The organism is Synechococcus sp. A15-127, from assembly GCF_014280215.1.
In the GTDB taxonomy this organism is placed as follows: Bacteria; Cyanobacteriota; Cyanobacteriia; order PCC-6307; family Cyanobiaceae; genus Parasynechococcus.
On the sequence record NZ_CP047948.1, the window covers coordinates 1,837,231 to 1,853,615 of the forward strand.

18 protein-coding genes are annotated in these 16,385 nt (G+C 66.0%); 13 read left to right on the forward strand and 5 right to left on the reverse strand.

Annotation, left to right across the window (positions count from 1 at the left end; genetic code table 11):
• The first annotated feature begins 33 nt into the window (after positions 1–33).
• Positions 34–417: a L,D-transpeptidase gene (locus tag SynA15127_RS09745; RefSeq protein ID WP_186483898.1), complete on the forward strand. Its 384-nt coding sequence runs from the start codon at positions 34–36 to the stop codon at positions 415–417.
• Between the two features lie 10 nt (positions 418–427).
• Here the strand turns inward: SynA15127_RS09745 and SynA15127_RS09750 are convergent, their stop codons facing one another.
• Positions 428–895: a DUF1823 family protein gene (locus SynA15127_RS09750; protein ID WP_186483900.1), complete on the reverse strand. Its 468-nt coding sequence runs from the start codon at positions 893–895 to the stop codon at positions 428–430.
• A gap of 6 nt (positions 896–901) precedes the next feature.
• Here SynA15127_RS09750 and dusB point away from each other — a divergent pair, with 6 nt between their 5' ends.
• Together dusB and SynA15127_RS09760 are read left to right on the forward strand one after the other, a co-directional pair.
• Positions 902–1,894: a tRNA dihydrouridine synthase DusB gene (dusB, locus tag SynA15127_RS09755; protein ID WP_186483901.1), complete on the forward strand. Its 993-nt coding sequence runs from the start codon at positions 902–904 to the stop codon at positions 1,892–1,894.
• A complete protein-coding gene (locus SynA15127_RS09760; protein ID WP_186483903.1) occupies positions 1,891–3,897 on the forward strand; it encodes a glycosyltransferase in 2,007 nt (668 codons plus the stop codon). The genes dusB and SynA15127_RS09760 overlap by 4 nt, the downstream gene beginning before the upstream one ends.
• Here the strand turns inward: SynA15127_RS09760 and cobI are convergent.
• Positions 3,870–4,580, reverse strand: a complete 711-nt coding sequence (gene cobI / locus SynA15127_RS09765) for a precorrin-2 C(20)-methyltransferase (RefSeq protein WP_186483904.1) — start codon at positions 4,578–4,580, stop codon at positions 3,870–3,872. The genes SynA15127_RS09760 and cobI overlap by 28 nt on opposite strands.
• Before the next feature lie 68 nt (positions 4,581–4,648).
• Between cobI and SynA15127_RS09770 the strand changes: the two genes are divergently transcribed.
• The 9 genes from SynA15127_RS09770 (at position 4,649) to SynA15127_RS09810 (ending at position 12,903) form a co-directional block, all read left to right on the forward strand.
• Positions 4,649–5,209, forward strand: coding sequence for an acireductone dioxygenase (locus tag SynA15127_RS09770; protein ID WP_186483906.1), 561 nt, complete (start codon positions 4,649–4,651; stop codon positions 5,207–5,209).
• 20 nt (positions 5,210–5,229) lie between these two features.
• Positions 5,230–5,610 (forward strand): glutamyl-tRNA amidotransferase, encoded by a 381-nt coding sequence (locus SynA15127_RS09775; RefSeq protein WP_186483908.1) that lies wholly within the window; start codon positions 5,230–5,232, stop codon positions 5,608–5,610.
• 100 nt (positions 5,611–5,710) lie between these two features.
• Entirely contained in the window at positions 5,711–6,238 is a 528-nt protein-coding gene (locus SynA15127_RS09780; protein WP_186483909.1) for a L,D-transpeptidase, read from the forward strand.
• Complete coding sequence (locus SynA15127_RS09785; RefSeq protein WP_186483910.1) at positions 6,238–6,759, forward strand: isoprenylcysteine carboxylmethyltransferase family protein; 522 nt, start codon at positions 6,238–6,240, stop codon at positions 6,757–6,759. Before SynA15127_RS09780 ends, SynA15127_RS09785 begins: the two co-directional genes overlap by 1 nt.
• A gap of 47 nt (positions 6,760–6,806) precedes the next feature.
• Positions 6,807–7,751, forward strand: a complete 945-nt coding sequence (gene rfbA / locus SynA15127_RS09790; RefSeq protein ID WP_186483912.1) for a glucose-1-phosphate thymidylyltransferase RfbA — start codon at positions 6,807–6,809, stop codon at positions 7,749–7,751.
• Entirely contained in the window at positions 7,741–8,331 is a 591-nt protein-coding gene (gene rfbC, locus SynA15127_RS09795) for a dTDP-4-dehydrorhamnose 3,5-epimerase (RefSeq protein ID WP_186483914.1), read from the forward strand. Before rfbA ends, rfbC begins: the two co-directional genes overlap by 11 nt.
• Positions 8,328–9,206, forward strand: coding sequence for a dTDP-4-dehydrorhamnose reductase (gene rfbD, locus SynA15127_RS09800; protein ID WP_186483915.1), 879 nt, complete (start codon positions 8,328–8,330; stop codon positions 9,204–9,206). The genes rfbC and rfbD overlap by 4 nt, the downstream gene beginning before the upstream one ends.
• Positions 9,207–9,211: 5 nt before the next feature.
• On the forward strand, positions 9,212–10,330 hold the full coding sequence (rfbB, locus tag SynA15127_RS09805) for a dTDP-glucose 4,6-dehydratase (RefSeq protein WP_186483916.1): 1,119 nt from the start codon (positions 9,212–9,214) through the stop codon (positions 10,328–10,330).
• Positions 10,330–12,903: a glycosyltransferase gene (locus SynA15127_RS09810; RefSeq protein WP_186483917.1), complete on the forward strand. Its 2,574-nt coding sequence runs from the start codon at positions 10,330–10,332 to the stop codon at positions 12,901–12,903. Before rfbB ends, SynA15127_RS09810 begins: the two co-directional genes overlap by 1 nt.
• Here the strand turns inward: SynA15127_RS09810 and SynA15127_RS09815 are convergent.
• Both SynA15127_RS09815 and SynA15127_RS09820 read right to left on the reverse strand, forming a co-directional pair.
• Positions 12,875–14,158 carry a sulfotransferase family protein gene (locus SynA15127_RS09815; protein ID WP_186483918.1) on the reverse strand — a complete coding sequence of 428 codons (1,284 nt, stop codon included), beginning with the start codon at positions 14,156–14,158 and terminating at the stop codon, positions 12,875–12,877. The genes SynA15127_RS09810 and SynA15127_RS09815 overlap by 29 nt on opposite strands.
• Complete coding sequence (locus tag SynA15127_RS09820; RefSeq protein WP_186483919.1) at positions 14,155–14,952, reverse strand: hypothetical protein; 798 nt, start codon at positions 14,950–14,952, stop codon at positions 14,155–14,157. The genes SynA15127_RS09815 and SynA15127_RS09820 overlap by 4 nt, the downstream gene beginning before the upstream one ends.
• 53 nt (positions 14,953–15,005) lie before the next feature.
• Here SynA15127_RS09820 and SynA15127_RS09825 point away from each other — a divergent pair, with 53 nt between their 5' ends.
• Positions 15,006–15,686, forward strand: coding sequence for a hypothetical protein (locus SynA15127_RS09825; protein ID WP_186483920.1), 681 nt, complete (start codon positions 15,006–15,008; stop codon positions 15,684–15,686).
• A gap of 118 nt (positions 15,687–15,804) precedes the next feature.
• Here the strand turns inward: SynA15127_RS09825 and SynA15127_RS09830 are convergent, their stop codons facing one another.
• Entirely contained in the window at positions 15,805–16,362 is a 558-nt protein-coding gene (locus SynA15127_RS09830; RefSeq protein ID WP_186483921.1) for a hypothetical protein, read from the reverse strand.
• Positions 16,363–16,385 lie beyond the last annotated feature (23 nt).

A 16,385-nucleotide genomic window follows, 5' to 3' on the forward strand; every position in this document is an offset into this window, starting at 1 on the left:
ACAGCTAGTCCGGGTAAAGCGTTGTTCAGCGCCATGCTCGATCTTGTCGCCAGCCTCGTCGTCGACCTCTCCGACCAGAAGATCACCGTCTACAACAGCAATCACGATGTGGTGCGGGTGATCCCCGTGAGCACCGGCAAGGCCTCGACACCGACACCGATCTTCGACACCAAGGTGTTCACCAAATACCGCGCGGTCACCCTGCGAGGCCGCACCTACACGATGCCTGGGGTTCCGTACACCATGTGCGTCTCCTCCAACGAAGCCATCTGCATGCATGCAGCCCCGTGGCAGGAGAACGCCGGTAAGGCCTTCGGTGTGCCGCGCAGCAACGGCTGTGTGCGCATGCCCCTGGCCCACGCCCGCTGGCTGTTCGAGAACACCCCCAAAGGCACCCCCGTCTCGATTCAGGCCTGAGCCGCCAGCCTCAGCTCACAGGCAGGTCCCCGGGATGCCCCTGCACCGGATTCTCCGGGGGCGGCAATTCCGGCGCCATCGGCCCCTGCTCCGCAAGGGGCTCCCCCCGGTCCGCTAGCCAGGCGAGCAACCAGTTCACGGCGGTGGCCCGCCTGGTTCGACGGGGATAGAGCTCTCCGATCCGGTAGCCGCTGAAGGCCAGCTGCTGCTTGAGCAGCTGCTTGTGGGGCTTGGCGATCGAGCGCGTCAGACGCACCGAGGCGGGGCGCAGGGCAATCACCTCCGGGCCCAGCGGGAAGGCCTCTGCCCAGTCCGGCGGTGTCTGCACGCCGGCCCGCCAGCCGGCCTCGCTGGCGTCGTAACCGAGTCGCTCCCAGATCCGCTCACAGACGAAGCGGTCACTGCAGCGGTCCTCGAGCATCTGATGCAGCAGAGGACGGCTCAGGGGCCAGAACGCGGTCACATCGATCGGCAGCATGGACCCATGGTGGCGTCCTCCCCGCTTCAGCTTCCCGGCCGTGGCACTCCGCGCGAGCTGACCTGCCGCGTGCTGCAGTCCCCCCTGGCGGGAGTGAGCGATCGCATCTTCCGAGGCCTGGTGCGGCGCTGGGCACCGGAGGCGCTGCTGTTCACGGAGATGGTCAATGCCACCAGCCTGGAACTGGGGCATGGCCGCGGCAAGGTCGAGGAGCTGTCGGAGGAGAACGGCCCGATCGGAGTCCAGCTGTTCGATCACCGTCCTGAGGCGATGGCCGATGCCGCCCGCCGCGCCGAGGACGCGGGCGCCTTTCTGATCGACATCAACATGGGATGTCCGGTCCGCAAAATCGCCCGAAAAGGAGGAGGTTCCGGACTGATCCGGGACCCGGATCTGGCGGCGAAGATCATCGATGCGGTGGTCCGGGCCGTTCGCCTGCCCGTCACCGTCAAGACACGACTGGGCTGGTGCGGCAACGACGCCGATCCCGTCACCTGGTGCCGCCAGCTCCAGGACGCCGGCGCTCAGTTGCTCACCCTGCATGGACGCACCCGCGAGCAGGGCTTCAAAGGGAAGGCGGACTGGCAGGCCATCGGCGAGGTCAGGCAGGCTCTGACCATCCCAGTGATCGCCAACGGGGACATCAACACACCAGAAGAGGCCTTGCGCTGTCTGGCGTTGACCGGCGCCGAAGGGGTGATGGTGGGACGCGGCACGATGGGAGCCCCATGGCTGGTCGGTCAAATCGATTCCGCCCTGACGGGGCGGCCGGTGCCGGCGACGCCGGAGCCGCTTGAGCGGCTGGAACTGGCCAGGGAACAGCTGATCGCCCTCGTGGAGGCTCGCGGTGACCATGGCCTGCTGATTGCCAGAAAGCACATGGGCTGGACCTGCACCGGCTTCGCCGGCGCTCCCCGACTGCGCCATGCGCTGATGCGCGCACCCACCCCTGCAGACGCCCTAGCTTTGCTTGACGCCCAACGTATGAGCCTGGGGTGAGCCTGCTGCTGCTGCTCTGGCCCCTCTGGCTGACCCGTCGCCCGGAAGCGGACTCTCCGCTCTGGGCCCGCCGCAGCCTTATTCTGCTGATCAGCCTGCTGACGCTGCGCTACCTGTCCTGGCGCTGCACGGACAGCCTCAACCTCGACTCGGGGCTCTCCACCGCCCTGAGTCTGCTGATGCTCTTGGCCGAGGGCTGGTTGCTGGTCACCGGGCTCCTGCCCCTCTGGCTGGCCTGGAGAGCCTTCCCGGATCGACGAACCCAGGTGGCGGATCTGGCACGCCAACGGAGAGCCAGCCGCTGGCAACCGAAGGTCGCGATTCTTGTGCCCAGCTACGGCGAACCGCTCCACGTTCTCGAACGCACCCTGCAGGGCTGCCTGGCTCAGTCGTACGACCATTGCACTGTCTGGCTGCTGGATGACAGCGGCCGGGACGAGATGCGCCGACTGGCCCGGAGGCTGGGATGCCGCTACCGCCACCGGCCGCAGCGCTCCAATGCCAAAGCGGGCAACCTCAACGACGGACTGCGTCAGATCGACGCCGAACTGGTTGCGGTCTTCGATGCCGATTTCATCCCGCAGACGGTCTTTCTGGAGCGCTGCGTCGGATTTCTGCAGGACCCGGAGGTGGCCCTGGTCCAGACCCCCCAGAGCTTCCTCAACGCCGATCCGGTGATGCGCAATCTGGGCATGGAACGGTGGCTGCTGCCGGATGAGGAGAGCTTCTACCGCTGGATCGAACCGGTGCGGGACGGATGGGGGGCCGTGGTCTGCGCCGGCACGTCCTTCGTGGTGCGTCGTGCAGCCCTCGATCAGGTGGGGGGCTTCGTGGAGCAGGCCCTCTCGGAGGATTTCGTCACCGGCATCGCCCTGCGTCAGCAGGGATGGCGACTGGTCTACCTGCAGGAGAAGCTGAGCGCCGGCCTGGCGGCGGAGACAATGGCCGACTTCGTGCGGCAGCGCCAACGGTGGGCCGCCGGCACTCTGCAGAGCCTCCGCCTGCCGAGCGGACCGCTCCGGGCCGGCGGCCTCAGCCTGGGCCAGCGCCTCGCCTATCTCGAAGGCGTGATCCATTGGATCAACAACCTGCCCAGGCTGGTGTTGATGCTGATGCCGCTCAGCTACGGCCTGCTCAACATCCTGCCGATCCATCTCACCGGCAGGGCCATCCTCGAGCTGGTGCTGCCGATCTGGGCCACGGTGCTGCTCAGCATCGGCTGGCTCAACAGAGGAAGCCGAGCCGCCCTGCTGAGCGAGCTCACCGGCTGGGTGCTCACCGTTCCCCTGACCTCCACCCAGTTCAGCACTGCTCTCAGGCGCCGTCTCGGCTTCCGCGTCACCCCCAAGCACCAGAGCCGCGGCCAGGGGGGCTGGTGCTGGGCCCTGGCCCTGCCTCTGCTTGTGCTCACGGCCCTCAACGCCGCCAACCTGGCAGGGCTGCTGCAGCAACTCGGCAATGGCGAGACCTGGGGAGATGACGGACGTTTCGCCGGTCTGGCCTGGGCTGTTCTGAATCTGCTGGGCACACTCACGGCTCTACGGGCCTGCTGGGATCCACCGATGCGGGACCCTGCCCCCTGGCTGGCGGTGGACATGGAGGGCGAGGTGCTCGATGTGGGCGGGCACCGGCATCCCTGCCGGATCAAGGCCATCAGCGAAACCGGCGCCGAACTCCACTTCCGAAACCACGTCCCACCCCTGGTGAGCAGCAGCACACTCCGCTGGAGCACGGCCGTGCCGCCGCTTCCGATCGAGATCTCAGCGGAACGGCCCCTGGCCCGGGCGGTCGCCTGGGGCAAGACCACAGCGAGGCAGCAGCATGCTCTGATGCAATGGCTTTACGGCCGGTCCGGCTGCTGGCGTGATCGGCTGGCACCTCAGGAGTGCAGAGCCCTGCTGGCCCTGCTCAAACGGGTTCTGTTCGGAACGCCGGCACCCGCAGCCTTCCGCCGCAGCCTGGTTCCGCTCGCCGCTCAGGGAAGCACCTCCGGCCAACTCTGACGGATCAGCAGCAGGGAGAAATATGGGCGTGCTCCCCCCGGTACGTCCTGGGCTTTCTCGAGTGTCTGATCCGGCCAGCCGACCCGTTCGGCGAACAGAGACGACTCCAGCAGCTGCCGGCGTTCCAGCACCTGCCGCACCCAGAGCCAGCGTCGACCCAGTTTGAGCAGAGCCAGCACCCTGGCCTGTTCAGCCGCATGGTCCAGAGCCTCCGACAGCTGGTCCTCCCGCTCCGGGCATGGCGTCATGAGGAGCTGATCCTGCTGAAGCGCCAGGGGCCAGTTCGCCGCCGCCGCCGCCGCCGAGACGGCCGTGATGCCGGGGATCACCCGGCATGGGCAATCTGGATGCCGTTGCTGCAGGGCCAGCAGCACGTAGCTGCCCGTGGCGAACAGTGAGGCATCCCCCTCACAGAGCAGCACGACGCGCTGACCAATGGCCACCTCCGCCGCGAGGGTGTCCGCGGCTTGGTGCCAGGCAAGACGACGCGGCTCCGCCGCATCCACCATCGGGAACAGCAGGGGAACGATCCGCTGATGCGGCTGGATCCATCGTGCGGCGATCGCAGCCGCCATGCTCTCCGCTCCGTTGCGAGCCACCGGGCAGGCGATCAGGTCAGCCGCTTCAATCGCCCCCACGGCGGCGAGGGTGAGCAGGTCGGGATCCCCGGGGCCAACCCCCACAAGGGTGAGTCCACCCGCGGGTGACTGGTTGAGGATGGGCAGCGGTTCTGTCGCCCGGAAACCAGACGATGAGTCGTCTCAGCATCTTTCCAGAGCGCTCCGATGCAGCCCGGCCCCTTTCACCGCTTCCGCTGCTGGTCAGCAACGACCCGGCGATCATCCGATCGGAACTGGACCGACGCGGCATCCGCTTCGACCAGTGGCCGACGCCTATGCATCTGTCGCCGGGAGCCGGCGACGCGGAGATCCTGGCGGCTTACGGCACTGCCATCACCCGTCTGCAGCAGGAGAGCGGCTGCCGCATCGTCGACACGATGCGGATCACACCGGAGCATCCCGAGCGGGAGGTGCGACGCAAGCAGTTTCTGGCGGAACACCGCCACGACAACGATGAGGTGCGCTTCTTCGTGGAGGGGCAGGGGCTGTTCTGCTTCCACATCGACCAGGAGGTACTGCTGACGCTCTGCGTGCGCGGCGATCTGATCAGCGTTCCCGCCGGCACCCGCCACTGGTTCGACATGGGTTCCAAGCCCGCCTTCTGCGTGCTGCGCTTCTTCCGCGACAACGAAGGCTGGGTCCCCCGTTACACCGGTGCCCCCATCGCTGCACGCTTTCCCGGGCTTGACTGACGCAGCGACCGATGCAAGTGATGTCTGGCTCCTGGAGAACTCTTCCGTTGCTGGTCGCCCTGCTGGTGACAATCGGACCGACATGGAGCAAGGAGCAGGCACCTGACCCCGCGACCAGCCGCCGGGTGGCCCGCCTCGAACTGGCGCGCAGCATCCGAGCCTTTGCCACAGCCACCCTGGTCCATGGCGAATGCCAGGTGGCCCGCGGGCGGCTCGAGCGGCGTCAAGCGGATCAGGCGATGGCCATCGCCCTGCAGGAGTTGGGCATCAGCCCCGCCGTGCTGGCCAACCCCCAGGTCCGCAAGGCTGCCGCCGTGCTCGAGAACCAACTGGACGAGGCCTGCCAGCTCACAGGGCTGGATGCAGCAGCTGCAGACAAACTCGTCCGAGAGGAACTCTGAATCCCGCTCTGTGTCCAGCGGGAGACGCCTGAGCAACCGACTCTTTTTCTCCTGAAGGGAAAAACCGCTCCATAGGGTGCCGCTCAGCCCTGTTCCGTCGATGTCGCCGGCCCGTCTGCTTGCCAGCTGCCTGCTCTGCAGCGCCACAGCTGCGCCGGTCTGCGCCACGGAACTGGCTGCTCTGCCTTCCAGGGACTCCCTGCTGGTTCTTGAACGGACATCGCGACAGCTCTCGCGCACGAAGGATCCGATCTGGGATCTGCGGCTGATCGCCGCAGGCGAACAGATCCAGCGCTTCGACGCCGTCACCGGCCGTGCCCATCGGCAGACCGCTGACCGCCACCGCACCGGAACAAGGGCCCCGCTGCCCATCGGCCGTTACAGCCTTGGGCCGATAGAACCGCTTGGCCCTGGCGACCCCGCAGAACTGGGGCCGATCTGGATCGGCATCGAACCGCTCTTTCCAACAGGACGTGGCCACCTCGGCATCCACCTCGATCCCAGTGCCAATCGCAACGCCAACAGCGGCACCCTCGGCTGCGTCGGACTGGTGCATCGAGACGACATGCTGCTGCTGGCGGAGCTGATCCGGCGCCATCAGGTGACCGCCCTTGTGGTGAACGAGTGATGCCATCGGGCTGGGGGCTGAGCTGGGGAGGCTGGCTGGACAACCGCCGCGGAGAGTGGTGGCTGCTGGCTCAGCTGCTGCTGATCACGGCCCATCTGTTGCCTGCCGCCCCACCGGTCACTGCCTGGGGACTGACAGCCTGGCCAGCGCCGCTTCAGCTGACAGGTGTGCTGATCCTGCTGACCGCTCTGTTGCTCGCCGCCCGCTCGCTGCTGTCGCTGGGAGCCAGCCTCTCCCCGCTGCCCGCACCCCGTGATGACAACCAACTGATCCGGAACGGGGCCTACAGCCACTGCCGACACCCCCTGTATCAGGCGGTGCTGATGGCATCCCTGGGGGTCGTGATCGCCACCGGCAGCCTGTTGCACCTGAGCCTGCTGCTGGCTCTGGCGGCGGTGCTCCGTGGCAAGGCGCGACGCGAGGAACAGGGACTGGCTGAGCGCCATCCGGATTACCCCTCGTACATGGCGAGCACACCTGCCATCGTTCCCCGGCTGCCCGGCCTCGACTGGCGCCACTGATTCACAGGAAGCCCCATGCTGAAATAACTCGACCTGTCGCGGGCCGGATGGCGATCAATCCCAGCCATCGCAGGGGAATCATCCTCGCGGGCGGCAGCGGCACCCGCCTGCATCCGATCACCCAGGCGGTGAGCAAGCAGCTGCTGCCCGTCTACGACAAACCGATGATCTACTACCCGCTCAGCACGCTGATGCTGGCGGGCATCCGCGAGGTGTTGATCATCACCACCCCCCACGACCAGCCGTCCTTCGAGCGGCTACTCGGGGACGGCAGCCGCTGGGGAATGGAGATCCACTACGCGATCCAGCCCAGCCCCGACGGCCTGGCCCAGGCGTTTCTGATCGGTGCTGACTTCCTGGACGGCCGTCCGGCCTCCCTGGTGCTCGGCGACAACCTCTTCCACGGCCACGACCTGGTGCCGCAGCTGATTGGAAGCAATCAAGCCCCGGAGGGGGCGACGGTGTTCGCCTATCCGGTGAGTGACCCTGAGCGGTACGGGGTGGCTGAGTTCGATGCCAGCGGCAAGGTCCTCAGCCTGGAAGAGAAACCCAAACAGCCCAAGAGTCGGTATGCGGTCACCGGCCTGTATTTCTATGACGCCTCAGTGGTCGAGCGGGCACGGCAGGTGAAGCCCTCCGCCCGTGGAGAACTGGAGATCACCGATCTCAACCGGATGTATCTCGATGAGGGCCTGCTGCGGGTGGAGCTGATGGGGCGCGGCATGGCCTGGCTGGACACCGGCACCTGCGATTCCCTCAATGACGCCGGCGGCTACATCCGCACCCTCGAACACCGGCAGGGCCTGAAGGTGGGGTGTCCCGAGGAGGTGGCCTGGCGGCAGGGCTGGATCGGAGACAATCAGCTGGAGACGCTGGCTCAACCTCTGAAGAAAAGCGGCTACGGCACCTATCTGCTGCAGCTGCTCTCCGAGAGCGTCAGCGACCATGCGGCGCTGCAGACCAGCCTTGAGATGCCCGCCCATGCAGGTTGAACAGCTCTCCAGCCGGCAGGGTCAGCGGCTGGACGGTCCGCTGCTGATCACCCCCAGAGTGTTCGGAGACGAGCGTGGCTGGTTCTTTGAGAGCTGGAACCAGCTCCGCTTCGATGAGGCCGTCGGTGACGCCGTCGTCTTCTCCCAGGACAACCACTCCCGCTCCCAGCGCGGCGTGCTGAGGGGTCTGCACTACCAACTGCCGCCGGAGCCCCAGGCCAAGCTGGTGCGGGCGAGTGCCGGTGCAATCTTTGATGTCGCCGTGGACATCCGCCGGGGATCGCCGACGTTTGGCCAGTGGGTGGGGGCTGAGCTGAGCGGGGAGAACCACTGTCAGCTCTGGGTACCGGAGGGCTTCGCCCATGGCTTCCTCACCCTGAGCGAGCAGGCCGAAGTTCAGTACAAGGCCCGCGGCTTCTGGAACCGCGACTGTGAACGGGCGATCCGCTGGGACGACCCTGATCTGGCCATCGCCTGGCCGCTCGAACGCCTCGAGGGCGTCAGCGTGAGCCTGTCGGAGAAGGATGCCGGAGCCGCCGGCATCCGGCAGAACCTGGAGAACGGAGCCCTGTTCCGATGAAAGTGCTGCTCACCGGTGCCGCCGGCCAGCTGGGTCAGGCTCTGCGCAGCAGCTGCCCACCGGACCTGGAGCTGATCGCCACCAGCCGGGACGAGCTGGATCTGAGCAAGGTGGAAGCCTGCAGGGCGGCGGTGGAACGCCATCGTCCCGACTGGGTGCTGAATGCCGGCGCTTACACCGCCGTGGACAGGGCCGAGGAGGAGCCGGACCTGGCGCATGCCGTGAATGGAGGAGCTCCCCGCGCCTTTGCCGAAGCGATCCAGCAGCAGGGGGGGCGGTTGCTGCAGCTGAGCACCGACTTCGTGTTCAACGGCCGCCAGGGCAGCCCCTACCGGGTGGAGCAGCCTCGTGACCCGCTGGGGGTCTACGGCGCCAGCAAGGCCCGCGGCGAGGAAGCGATCGAAGCCGTGCTCGCTGACAACGGACAGGCCACGGTGCTGCGCACCAGCTGGGTGATGGGTCCGGTGGGCCGCAATTTCGCCCTCACCATGCTGCGGCTGCACCGCGAGCGCGATCAGCTGGGGGTGGTCGCCGATCAGGTGGGCTGTCCCAGCAGCACCCTGAATCTGGCCGCTGCCTGCTGGCGGGTGATCAGCAGCAGGGCGGAACAGCCCCCTGTGCTGCACTGGTGCGATTCCGGTGCGGCCAGCTGGTACGACGTCTCTGTCGCCGTCGGGGAACTGGCTGCAGAGCTGGGGATGATCGAGCGGCCGGCCAGCGTCAGGCCGATCCGAACCGAGGACTACCCGACGCCGGCCCAACGCCCCGCCTACTCCCTGCTCGACTGCTGCAGCTCCCGCGAGCAGCTCGAGCTGGATGGCCAACACTGGCGTCAGGCCCTTCGCGCCGTCCTGAGCGCCATCCCTCCCTGCTGACCCTCATGTCCGTCTCGATGCCGACTGCCGCTGAGCTGCTGGAGGGGCGCCGCCGGGTTCTGGTGACCGGTGGCGGCGGCTTCATCGGCGGGGCCGTGGTGCGTCGGCTGCTGCTGGAGAGCGACGCCCTGGTGTTCAACCTCGACAAGATGGGCTACGCCAGCGATCTCACCGGAATCGAGGCCGTGCTGAGCGAGCAGGGAGCAGCGGCGACCAGCCGCCATCAACTGCTGCACGTTGAGCTGGCCGATGCCGACGCCGTGCAGCAGGCCGTCCAGCAGGCGGACCCCGATCTGGTGCTGCACCTGGCGGCGGAAAGCCACGTGGATCGCTCCATCTCCGGTCCCGGGGTGTTCCTGGAAAGCAACGTCACGGGCACCTACAACCTGCTTCAGGCCGTCCGCACGCATTACGAGGGCTTGAGCGGAGACCGCAAGGAGCGCTTCCGGCTGCACCACATCAGCACCGACGAGGTGTTCGGCAGCCTCGGCGCCGAAGGCCGCTTCTCGGAAACCACCCCTTACGACCCGCGCAGTCCCTATTCCGCCAGCAAGGCCGCCAGCGATCACCTTGTTCAGGCCTGGCATCACACCTTCGGGCTGCCGGTGGTGCTGACCAACTGCAGCAACAACTACGGACCCTGGCAGTTCCCCGAAAAGCTGATCCCCGTTGTGATTCTCAAGGCGGCCAACGCTGAGAGCATCCCGCTCTACGGCGACGGCCTCAATGTGAGGGACTGGCTGTACGTGGAGGACCATGTTGATGCTCTGCTTCTGGCCGCCTGCCGCGGCGCTGTCGGACGCAGTTATTGCGTCGGCGGCCACGGGGAACGCACCAACCGCAAGATCGTCGAAGCGATCTGCCATCAGCTGGATCAGCACACACCCTCGGCCGCTCCCCACAGCGCCCTGATCCGCCGAGTCACGGACCGGCCCGGCCATGACCGTCGCTATGCCATCGACCCCGGGCGCATCAGCAGCGAACTGGGCTGGCAGCCGCGTCACAACCTCGAGCAGGGGCTCCAGGCCACCGTGACCTGGTACCTCGAGCATCAGCCCTGGTGCTCCAGCGTTCGCGATCGCGCCCGCTACGACGGCAGCCGTCTGGGCACCCTGAAACCCTGATGGCCGACCGCTATTTCCAGATCCAGCTGCAGGCGCAAAGCACCCTGGCGGCCTATCAGCCCCTTTGCATTCAAGGAGGCGCGGACGCCGGGCTGGACGGAGCGATCCTGTTCCCTGCCGTCGGAGAGCGCTGGATCACCCTGCCGGGAGATCCCGAAACGCTGCAGGTCTCTCTGCTGGCATCGGAGCCAGGCCAGGAGACGCCCTCTCCCGTCGCGGCCGTGCGACGCGATCGCAGCGCGGCCCTGACGCTTCTGGATCTGAGTCATTGGCTGTTCGCCCGCAGTTCCAGGGTCAAGGGAGCACGCAGCTGCGGACAGCTGCGACTGGCCAGCCAACTCAGCACAGAGAAGCTCACCGCCAACCTGCACGGGATCTACCTCCACCACCTGCGGCATCCGGATGCCGAGTTCGAACTGCGCTGCCGCCGTGGCGCGGGGCTTGAGATGGACCTGTCCGCGCTGCGACACAGCTGCCGGCAGCTACACGCCTCAGCCCGCTCTCTGGGGGTGATCGGCAGCGGCGGCCAACCCGTCGACATCATCATTCCCACCTATGGCCAGCCGCTCTACACCCTGCGCTGCATCGCCTCGGTCCTGAGGGATCTGCTCATTCATCGCCGTGTCATCAAGGGGCGGCTGGATGTGCGGCTGATGGTGGTGGACGACGCCCATCCCCAGCAGCAAGGCCAGGCCGTTCTCCAATGGCTGGCGGATCAGGGCTGCCTGGATTTCCGGGTCAACAGCTGCAATCTTGGCTTCCTGGAAAGCTGCAACCAAGCCGTCAGCCGCAGTCGGAACGACAGCCTCATCGTTCTGCTCAACAACGACATCGAAGTGCTCCCAGGCTGGTTGACGGGCCTGGTGGACACCATCGAGCAGGACATCGATGTGGGGCTGGTGGGATCAAAACTGATCTATCCCGACGGACGCCTCCAGGAGGCCGGGGGCATCGTCTGGCAGGACGGTTCCGCCTGGAACTTCGGACGTCTCAAGAATCCGGCACATCCTGATTACAACTACGCCCGCAGCGTCGACTACGTCTCCGGGGCATCGATCATGGTGCCCCGTCGCCACTGGGATGCGGCCGGGGGCTTTGATCAACGCTTCATCCCGGCCTACTACGAAGACACGGACCTGGCGCTGACGCTGCGGGATCGCGGCCTGAAGGTGATCTACCAACCTTCCTCCCAGGCGATCCACCATGAAGGCATCTCCTGCGGCACCGATCTCACCAGTGGCGTGAAGGCCTATCAGGTCACCAACCAGGTGAGCTTCCTGGAGAAGTGGCAGTCTCGGCTTCAGCAGCATCAGCCCGCGGGTGAGTGCCTCGAACGGGCGAAACACCGGGGAGCGCTGGGACGAATTCTGGTGATCGAGAACCAGCTTCTGGATCCTGAAGGCGATGCCGGATCCCTGTTCATGCTCAATTACTGCCTGGCTTTGCGGGAACTGGGCTACACGATCACCTACGTCCCCACCGACAACCTGGCGCATCAGCAGGACAAGGCCGCCCTGATGGGAGCCCGTGGCATTCAGGTTCTCTGCCAGCCCCAGATCACCTCGGTGGACGACATCTTCGAGAGCCGAGCGGAACGCTTCGACCTGATCCTGCTGGCAAGGCCGGGCAATTTTCCGCATCTGAACAGCCTCCGCCGCCTGGCACCGAAGACTCCCGTCGTCTACTTCACCCACGACCTCCACCACCTGCGCACCCAGCGAACGGCAGGGAACATCACCGACAGAAAGGAGCGCCGTCGGCTGCTGCAGCGGGCAGACCGCCTGCGCGATCAGGAAGCGGAGATCTTCCGCCGCGCCGACCTCGTCCTGCACATCAGCGAAGAGGAGAATCGGATCGCACAGGGGCTGCATCCGCATGCGGCCGTGGTGCTGCCACCGGTGGTCACAGCACCGGCCAAATCCCCTCTCGGGACATCGGGCCGCAGGGTTCTGTTCGTGGGCAATTTCGCCCACAGCCCGAACGTCACCGCCGCTCAGTGGCTGACTGAAGCGATCTGGCCCCGCGTGCGGGCGGTGGCCCCCGATATGCAGCTGCTGATCGTGGGCCGCAATCCACCCGACTTCCTGATGGCCGGAGATGGCATCGATGTACTGGGCTACGTCGAGGATCTCTCAGCCCTGATGCAGAGCGTGGACATCGGCATCGCCCCGCTGCAGGAAGGGGCCGGCGTGAAGGGGAAGGTGCTCAGCGCCCTGGCCCATGGTCTGCCGATGGTGACCACCACGATCGGAGCTGAAGGCATCACTGATGCCACCCGGTCCTGCTCGGCGCTGCTGGTGGCGGACACGGCCGATGCTCTGGCTGCTCAGGTGCTGGCGCTTCGGCAACGTCCGGAACAGGAGCGTCGGGCCCTTGCCGAGGACGGCAGGCGTTTCATCCAAAAGCATTTCGGTCCGGAGGCGCTGGTGAGCCGGTTCAGAGAGATGTTCGAGACCCTCGGGCTTCCATTTGATCAGCAGGTGGACCGTTTCCTGCCCTACGCCCCCCGCGGCAATGATCAACGCTTCACCAGCAGCAACAGCTTCACCCAGGGCGTCCACCCGCTGGCCTGAGCCCATCCAGATCCCGTTGCAGCAGCGGATCATCCGCGTCCGGCTGCAACAGCCGGCGTTGAATCCGCAGCGCTGACTCCAGCCAGACGCGTTCCTCGGCATCCAACGCTTCCTCTCGGTGGCGGGCGGTCTGCCGTCGCAGGGCCGGATCGATGAAGGATGAGGCCTGGTCCTGCTCCTGCACCGTCTCCTGGCCAAGGCGATGGCGGCACTGCACCAGCACCGCATCCGGCTGCTGGAGCAGATCCTCGAAGGCGATGATCTGGCGCGGCAGGTCCCGGCTCCAGCGCTCCGCTTCCAGCACATGGGCGATCCAGAGCTGCAGGCCCCGCAGCAGATCGGTGCCCTGGGCAGCCTGAAGAGAGCGCGCCGCTTCCAGCGGGTGTCGGATCGGCAGAAACACCGTGAAGCGCACAGCATCCGACTGAAGCAGCGGTCGCAGGCCCTCGGCCAGCACGCACAGCCTGGGATCCTTGATCACTGGATGCGAGAGCCCTCGGCAACTCTGCTGCCACTGACTGATCAGGCTGCGCCTCCACACCGCAGCCGCTTCGCAATCAGCCCAACCCGATGGAAGCTGATCCGCAGAGGACCAGTGCCGCCCGAGGGAGGAGAACAACTGATCATTCAGCTGCATCAGCCCCTCCGACTCCCAGTAGCCCTTGCGGTTGATCACATCATCCGGACGATCCATCAGATCACCCGGAACATCCAGACCTGAGCTGGCCAGCATGCCGGTGAGGGCAGAGGTCCCGCTGCGGTGCATGCCCAGCACCAGCACGATGCGGCTGGACAAGCCACCGAAGTCCACGGCCCGCTGCAGCGCCAGCTGACTGTCGAGCAGCGCCGGCAGTCGCACCAGCTGCCCCCTGAGGTGATCGCACTCCTGCACGGAGAGCTTCAGTCCAGCCCTTCGGCCGAGGCGCAGCAGGGTCTGCAACCAGTCCTCCAGGCGCCGGCGCGCCTCCATCTCCCGCCCCACCAGCAGCAACCGACAGGCCACGTGAAGTTGCTCGGCTGCCATCAGCAGGCCCAGCCGGATGTGATCAGCCTGATCACGGCACTCCACTGCGACGCAGGGGATGACCTGCGTCGCAGGCAGCCGCATCCCCTGAAGAGCCTGCAGTACAGCGCGCTGGGTCTCCGTGATGCCCTCGGAGAGCGGATGACCGACTAAGGCGTTGACCCTCAGCTCCCGCCATCGAGCTGACACCAGACATCCCAGGACCTGGCCAAAGGCGTCGGAGGCTGTCATGGCTCCTCGAGCCGCGGCTCCAGCAGATCCCTGATCAGGTCGATCCGAGCCACCGATGCCTGCACCATCCCCTCAAGCTGCAGCTTCAGATGGAGCATCTCCTCCTGATGCCGGCGTTCAAGCTCCTCCGTCGCGTCGTGCGCCTCCTGCAGATATCGCTTGAGCTCATCCCTCTCCTCAGCCAAAGCACTGCGCTGAAGCTTCAGCTGTCGAATGCAGAGCCTCTGCATCGCCCCGGTGGTGCGCTTCCACACCAACGCTCCATCCCGCGACCGCTTGAAACCCAGCGGCTGCAAGCGCGCCTCCAGCAGCTGGGCCCAGCTGGCCTCCGCATCAGGTGCCGCCAGTTGCAGCGCTTCGATCCGTTCCAGCCAGTCACCGCCAGCCTCAACCACCGCCAACGGATCTCCCTGACCGACGATCACCGTCAGAAACTGCATCGCATCCACCCGCATCGAGAGGCCATCGAGCAGTGCCGACAGTTCAATCCCCACGCGGATGCTGCGATCCCGCAGCTGGAGATTGGGGCGGCCTTTGCGACAGCAACTGAGCGGCAGGGTTCCATCCCAGCGCCTGTCGTTGAAGCGGTACCAGTCGATCGGTGCATCCACCTGCCTGGCCAGCACGGCGCAGTGCAATTCACAGCCATGGGCGTGGGGCCGCACCACCAGATCCTGCTCCAGACGATCGAGCTGGTCCTGATCCGCATCAATGACACAACACGGGCCCTCCGGCAGGTGATCCACAAGCAGCGGGGCACCGATCAGCACATGGAAACGCCGTTCTGGGTCCATGGAATCGGCATTCGCCAAGCCAACCTAATCTTTCTCACCAACGCTGAAACCCGTTGGACAGCTGGTTCTCCCCCTTCGTCCTGGCCCCTGAGGTCCGGGATCGGCTCAACCGCTGCAACCTGCGCCGGCTCCCTGGAGAGCAGACCGAAACGGATGACCGTGGGTTGCTGCTCGTGTACAGCACCCCGTCGGCGGTTCTCGATCACTGGCGTGGAACCGAGGGGCCGCCGCTTCGCGTTGCCGCACTTCAGAAGAACTTTGAACAGCTGCTCCGGTTGCAGCACCGCGGCCCTCTCGTCGCGGACTGGAGACTCGCAGGACTCGATGACGAGCCGCTGGTGCAGTGGCTGCAGGGCGGGCCGGCACCGCGAACGCTGGCCGAGATTCCACGCCATTCACCGTTAAACGATCTGGTGCTGCTGAATCTGCTGCGCAGCCACCCGGATCTGGAGATCACCTACAGGGAGATCGAGCTGCAGGCCCAGCTGTTCCACAGCGAAGCGGACACCAGGCTGCTGGAGCGGCTGGGGATGCCATTCAATCCTGATGAACTGCTGCGGCACTGGTGCAGCGGGGTTCGCACCAGTGCAGGCTGGGACAACCCTCTGGATCGGATGCAGCGGCTCGAGCAGGACCTGGAGCACTATCTGCTGCTCTGCCGTGAACAGCAGCAGCTGCTGGAAGAGCAGAACGCTCTGAACGCCCGCGCCGTGCAACTGTCCGCTGGCGGATGAGTGCGACACCGCTGCTGAAACGCGCTGCCTGACTGGTCAGGTGTCAATGCAGCTGTTACGTCAACGACTCCCATAAAGAGAATCTTTTGGAAAATTAAAAACCCTCTATGAGTGCAGATCAGCCTTCAGAAGAGCTCTGACGCAGCTCGAGCAACTCGAGCTGCCGGCGATTGATCTCGTGGCCAACGCGAGCATCCAACAGTTCAAGTTTGAACGGATCTCCCTTGGCACGCCGGAAGCGGTCGCGGACACGCTTCTCCAACAGGACGCGGTAGGTCGACGTCCCTGGGTCATCGAGCAAACCCTCCACCAGGAGTGCTTCCGCCCGGTCACGGGAGGAGCGCTTTCCCTGCAGCAGTCGCTGAATCTTGGCCAGGCGGGCTTCGCGCCTCAGCAGCTTTCTGGAACGGGTGAGATTGTTCCTGATCCTGGGATGGTCCAGACCCATGGCCACGGCCGTCTCGCCGAGGCTGATCACCAGATTGTGCTGCCCCTTCTGGCGGCAGAGCTGCATCTCGCGGGCACAGGCCTGATCGAGTGGAAAATCCACGCCTGCCCCGAGCACTTCAGGGGTGTGACCCGCGTCGCGGCACAGCTTCCGCAATCGGCCCTGGCATCGCCAGGATCTCAGCGGGCCTCCCTTCTGCAGGGACGACGTGAGCCAGGCCAGCAGCATCAAGGCAAAAGCTCGACATCTGA

Excerpts from the sequence above, each read along its gene's own strand:
- SynA15127_RS09745 (WP_186483898.1), top strand. The coding sequence starts at position 34 with ATGCTCGATCTTGTCGCCAGCCTCGTCGTCGACCTCTCCGACCAGAAG.
- SynA15127_RS09750 (WP_186483900.1), bottom strand. The coding sequence starts at position 895 with ATGCTGCCGATCGATGTGACCGCGTTCTGGCCCCTGAGCCGTCCTCTG.
- dusB (WP_186483901.1), top strand. The coding sequence starts at position 902 with ATGGTGGCGTCCTCCCCGCTTCAGCTTCCCGGCCGTGGCACTCCGCGC.
- SynA15127_RS09770 (WP_186483906.1), top strand. The coding sequence starts at position 4,649 with ATGAGTCGTCTCAGCATCTTTCCAGAGCGCTCCGATGCAGCCCGGCCC.
- SynA15127_RS09775 (WP_186483908.1), top strand. The coding sequence starts at position 5,230 with ATGTCTGGCTCCTGGAGAACTCTTCCGTTGCTGGTCGCCCTGCTGGTG.
- SynA15127_RS09780 (WP_186483909.1), top strand. The coding sequence starts at position 5,711 with ATGTCGCCGGCCCGTCTGCTTGCCAGCTGCCTGCTCTGCAGCGCCACA.
- SynA15127_RS09785 (WP_186483910.1), top strand. The coding sequence starts at position 6,238 with ATGCCATCGGGCTGGGGGCTGAGCTGGGGAGGCTGGCTGGACAACCGC.
- rfbA (WP_186483912.1), top strand. The coding sequence starts at position 6,807 with ATGGCGATCAATCCCAGCCATCGCAGGGGAATCATCCTCGCGGGCGGC.
- rfbC (WP_186483914.1), top strand. The coding sequence starts at position 7,741 with ATGCAGGTTGAACAGCTCTCCAGCCGGCAGGGTCAGCGGCTGGACGGT.
- rfbD (WP_186483915.1), top strand. The coding sequence starts at position 8,328 with ATGAAAGTGCTGCTCACCGGTGCCGCCGGCCAGCTGGGTCAGGCTCTG.
- rfbB (WP_186483916.1), top strand. The coding sequence starts at position 9,212 with ATGTCCGTCTCGATGCCGACTGCCGCTGAGCTGCTGGAGGGGCGCCGC.
- SynA15127_RS09810 (WP_186483917.1), top strand. The coding sequence starts at position 10,330 with ATGGCCGACCGCTATTTCCAGATCCAGCTGCAGGCGCAAAGCACCCTG.
- SynA15127_RS09815 (WP_186483918.1), bottom strand. The coding sequence starts at position 14,158 with ATGACAGCCTCCGACGCCTTTGGCCAGGTCCTGGGATGTCTGGTGTCA.
- SynA15127_RS09820 (WP_186483919.1), bottom strand. The coding sequence starts at position 14,952 with ATGGACCCAGAACGGCGTTTCCATGTGCTGATCGGTGCCCCGCTGCTT.
- SynA15127_RS09830 (WP_186483921.1), bottom strand. The coding sequence starts at position 16,362 with ATGCTGCTGGCCTGGCTCACGTCGTCCCTGCAGAAGGGAGGCCCGCTG.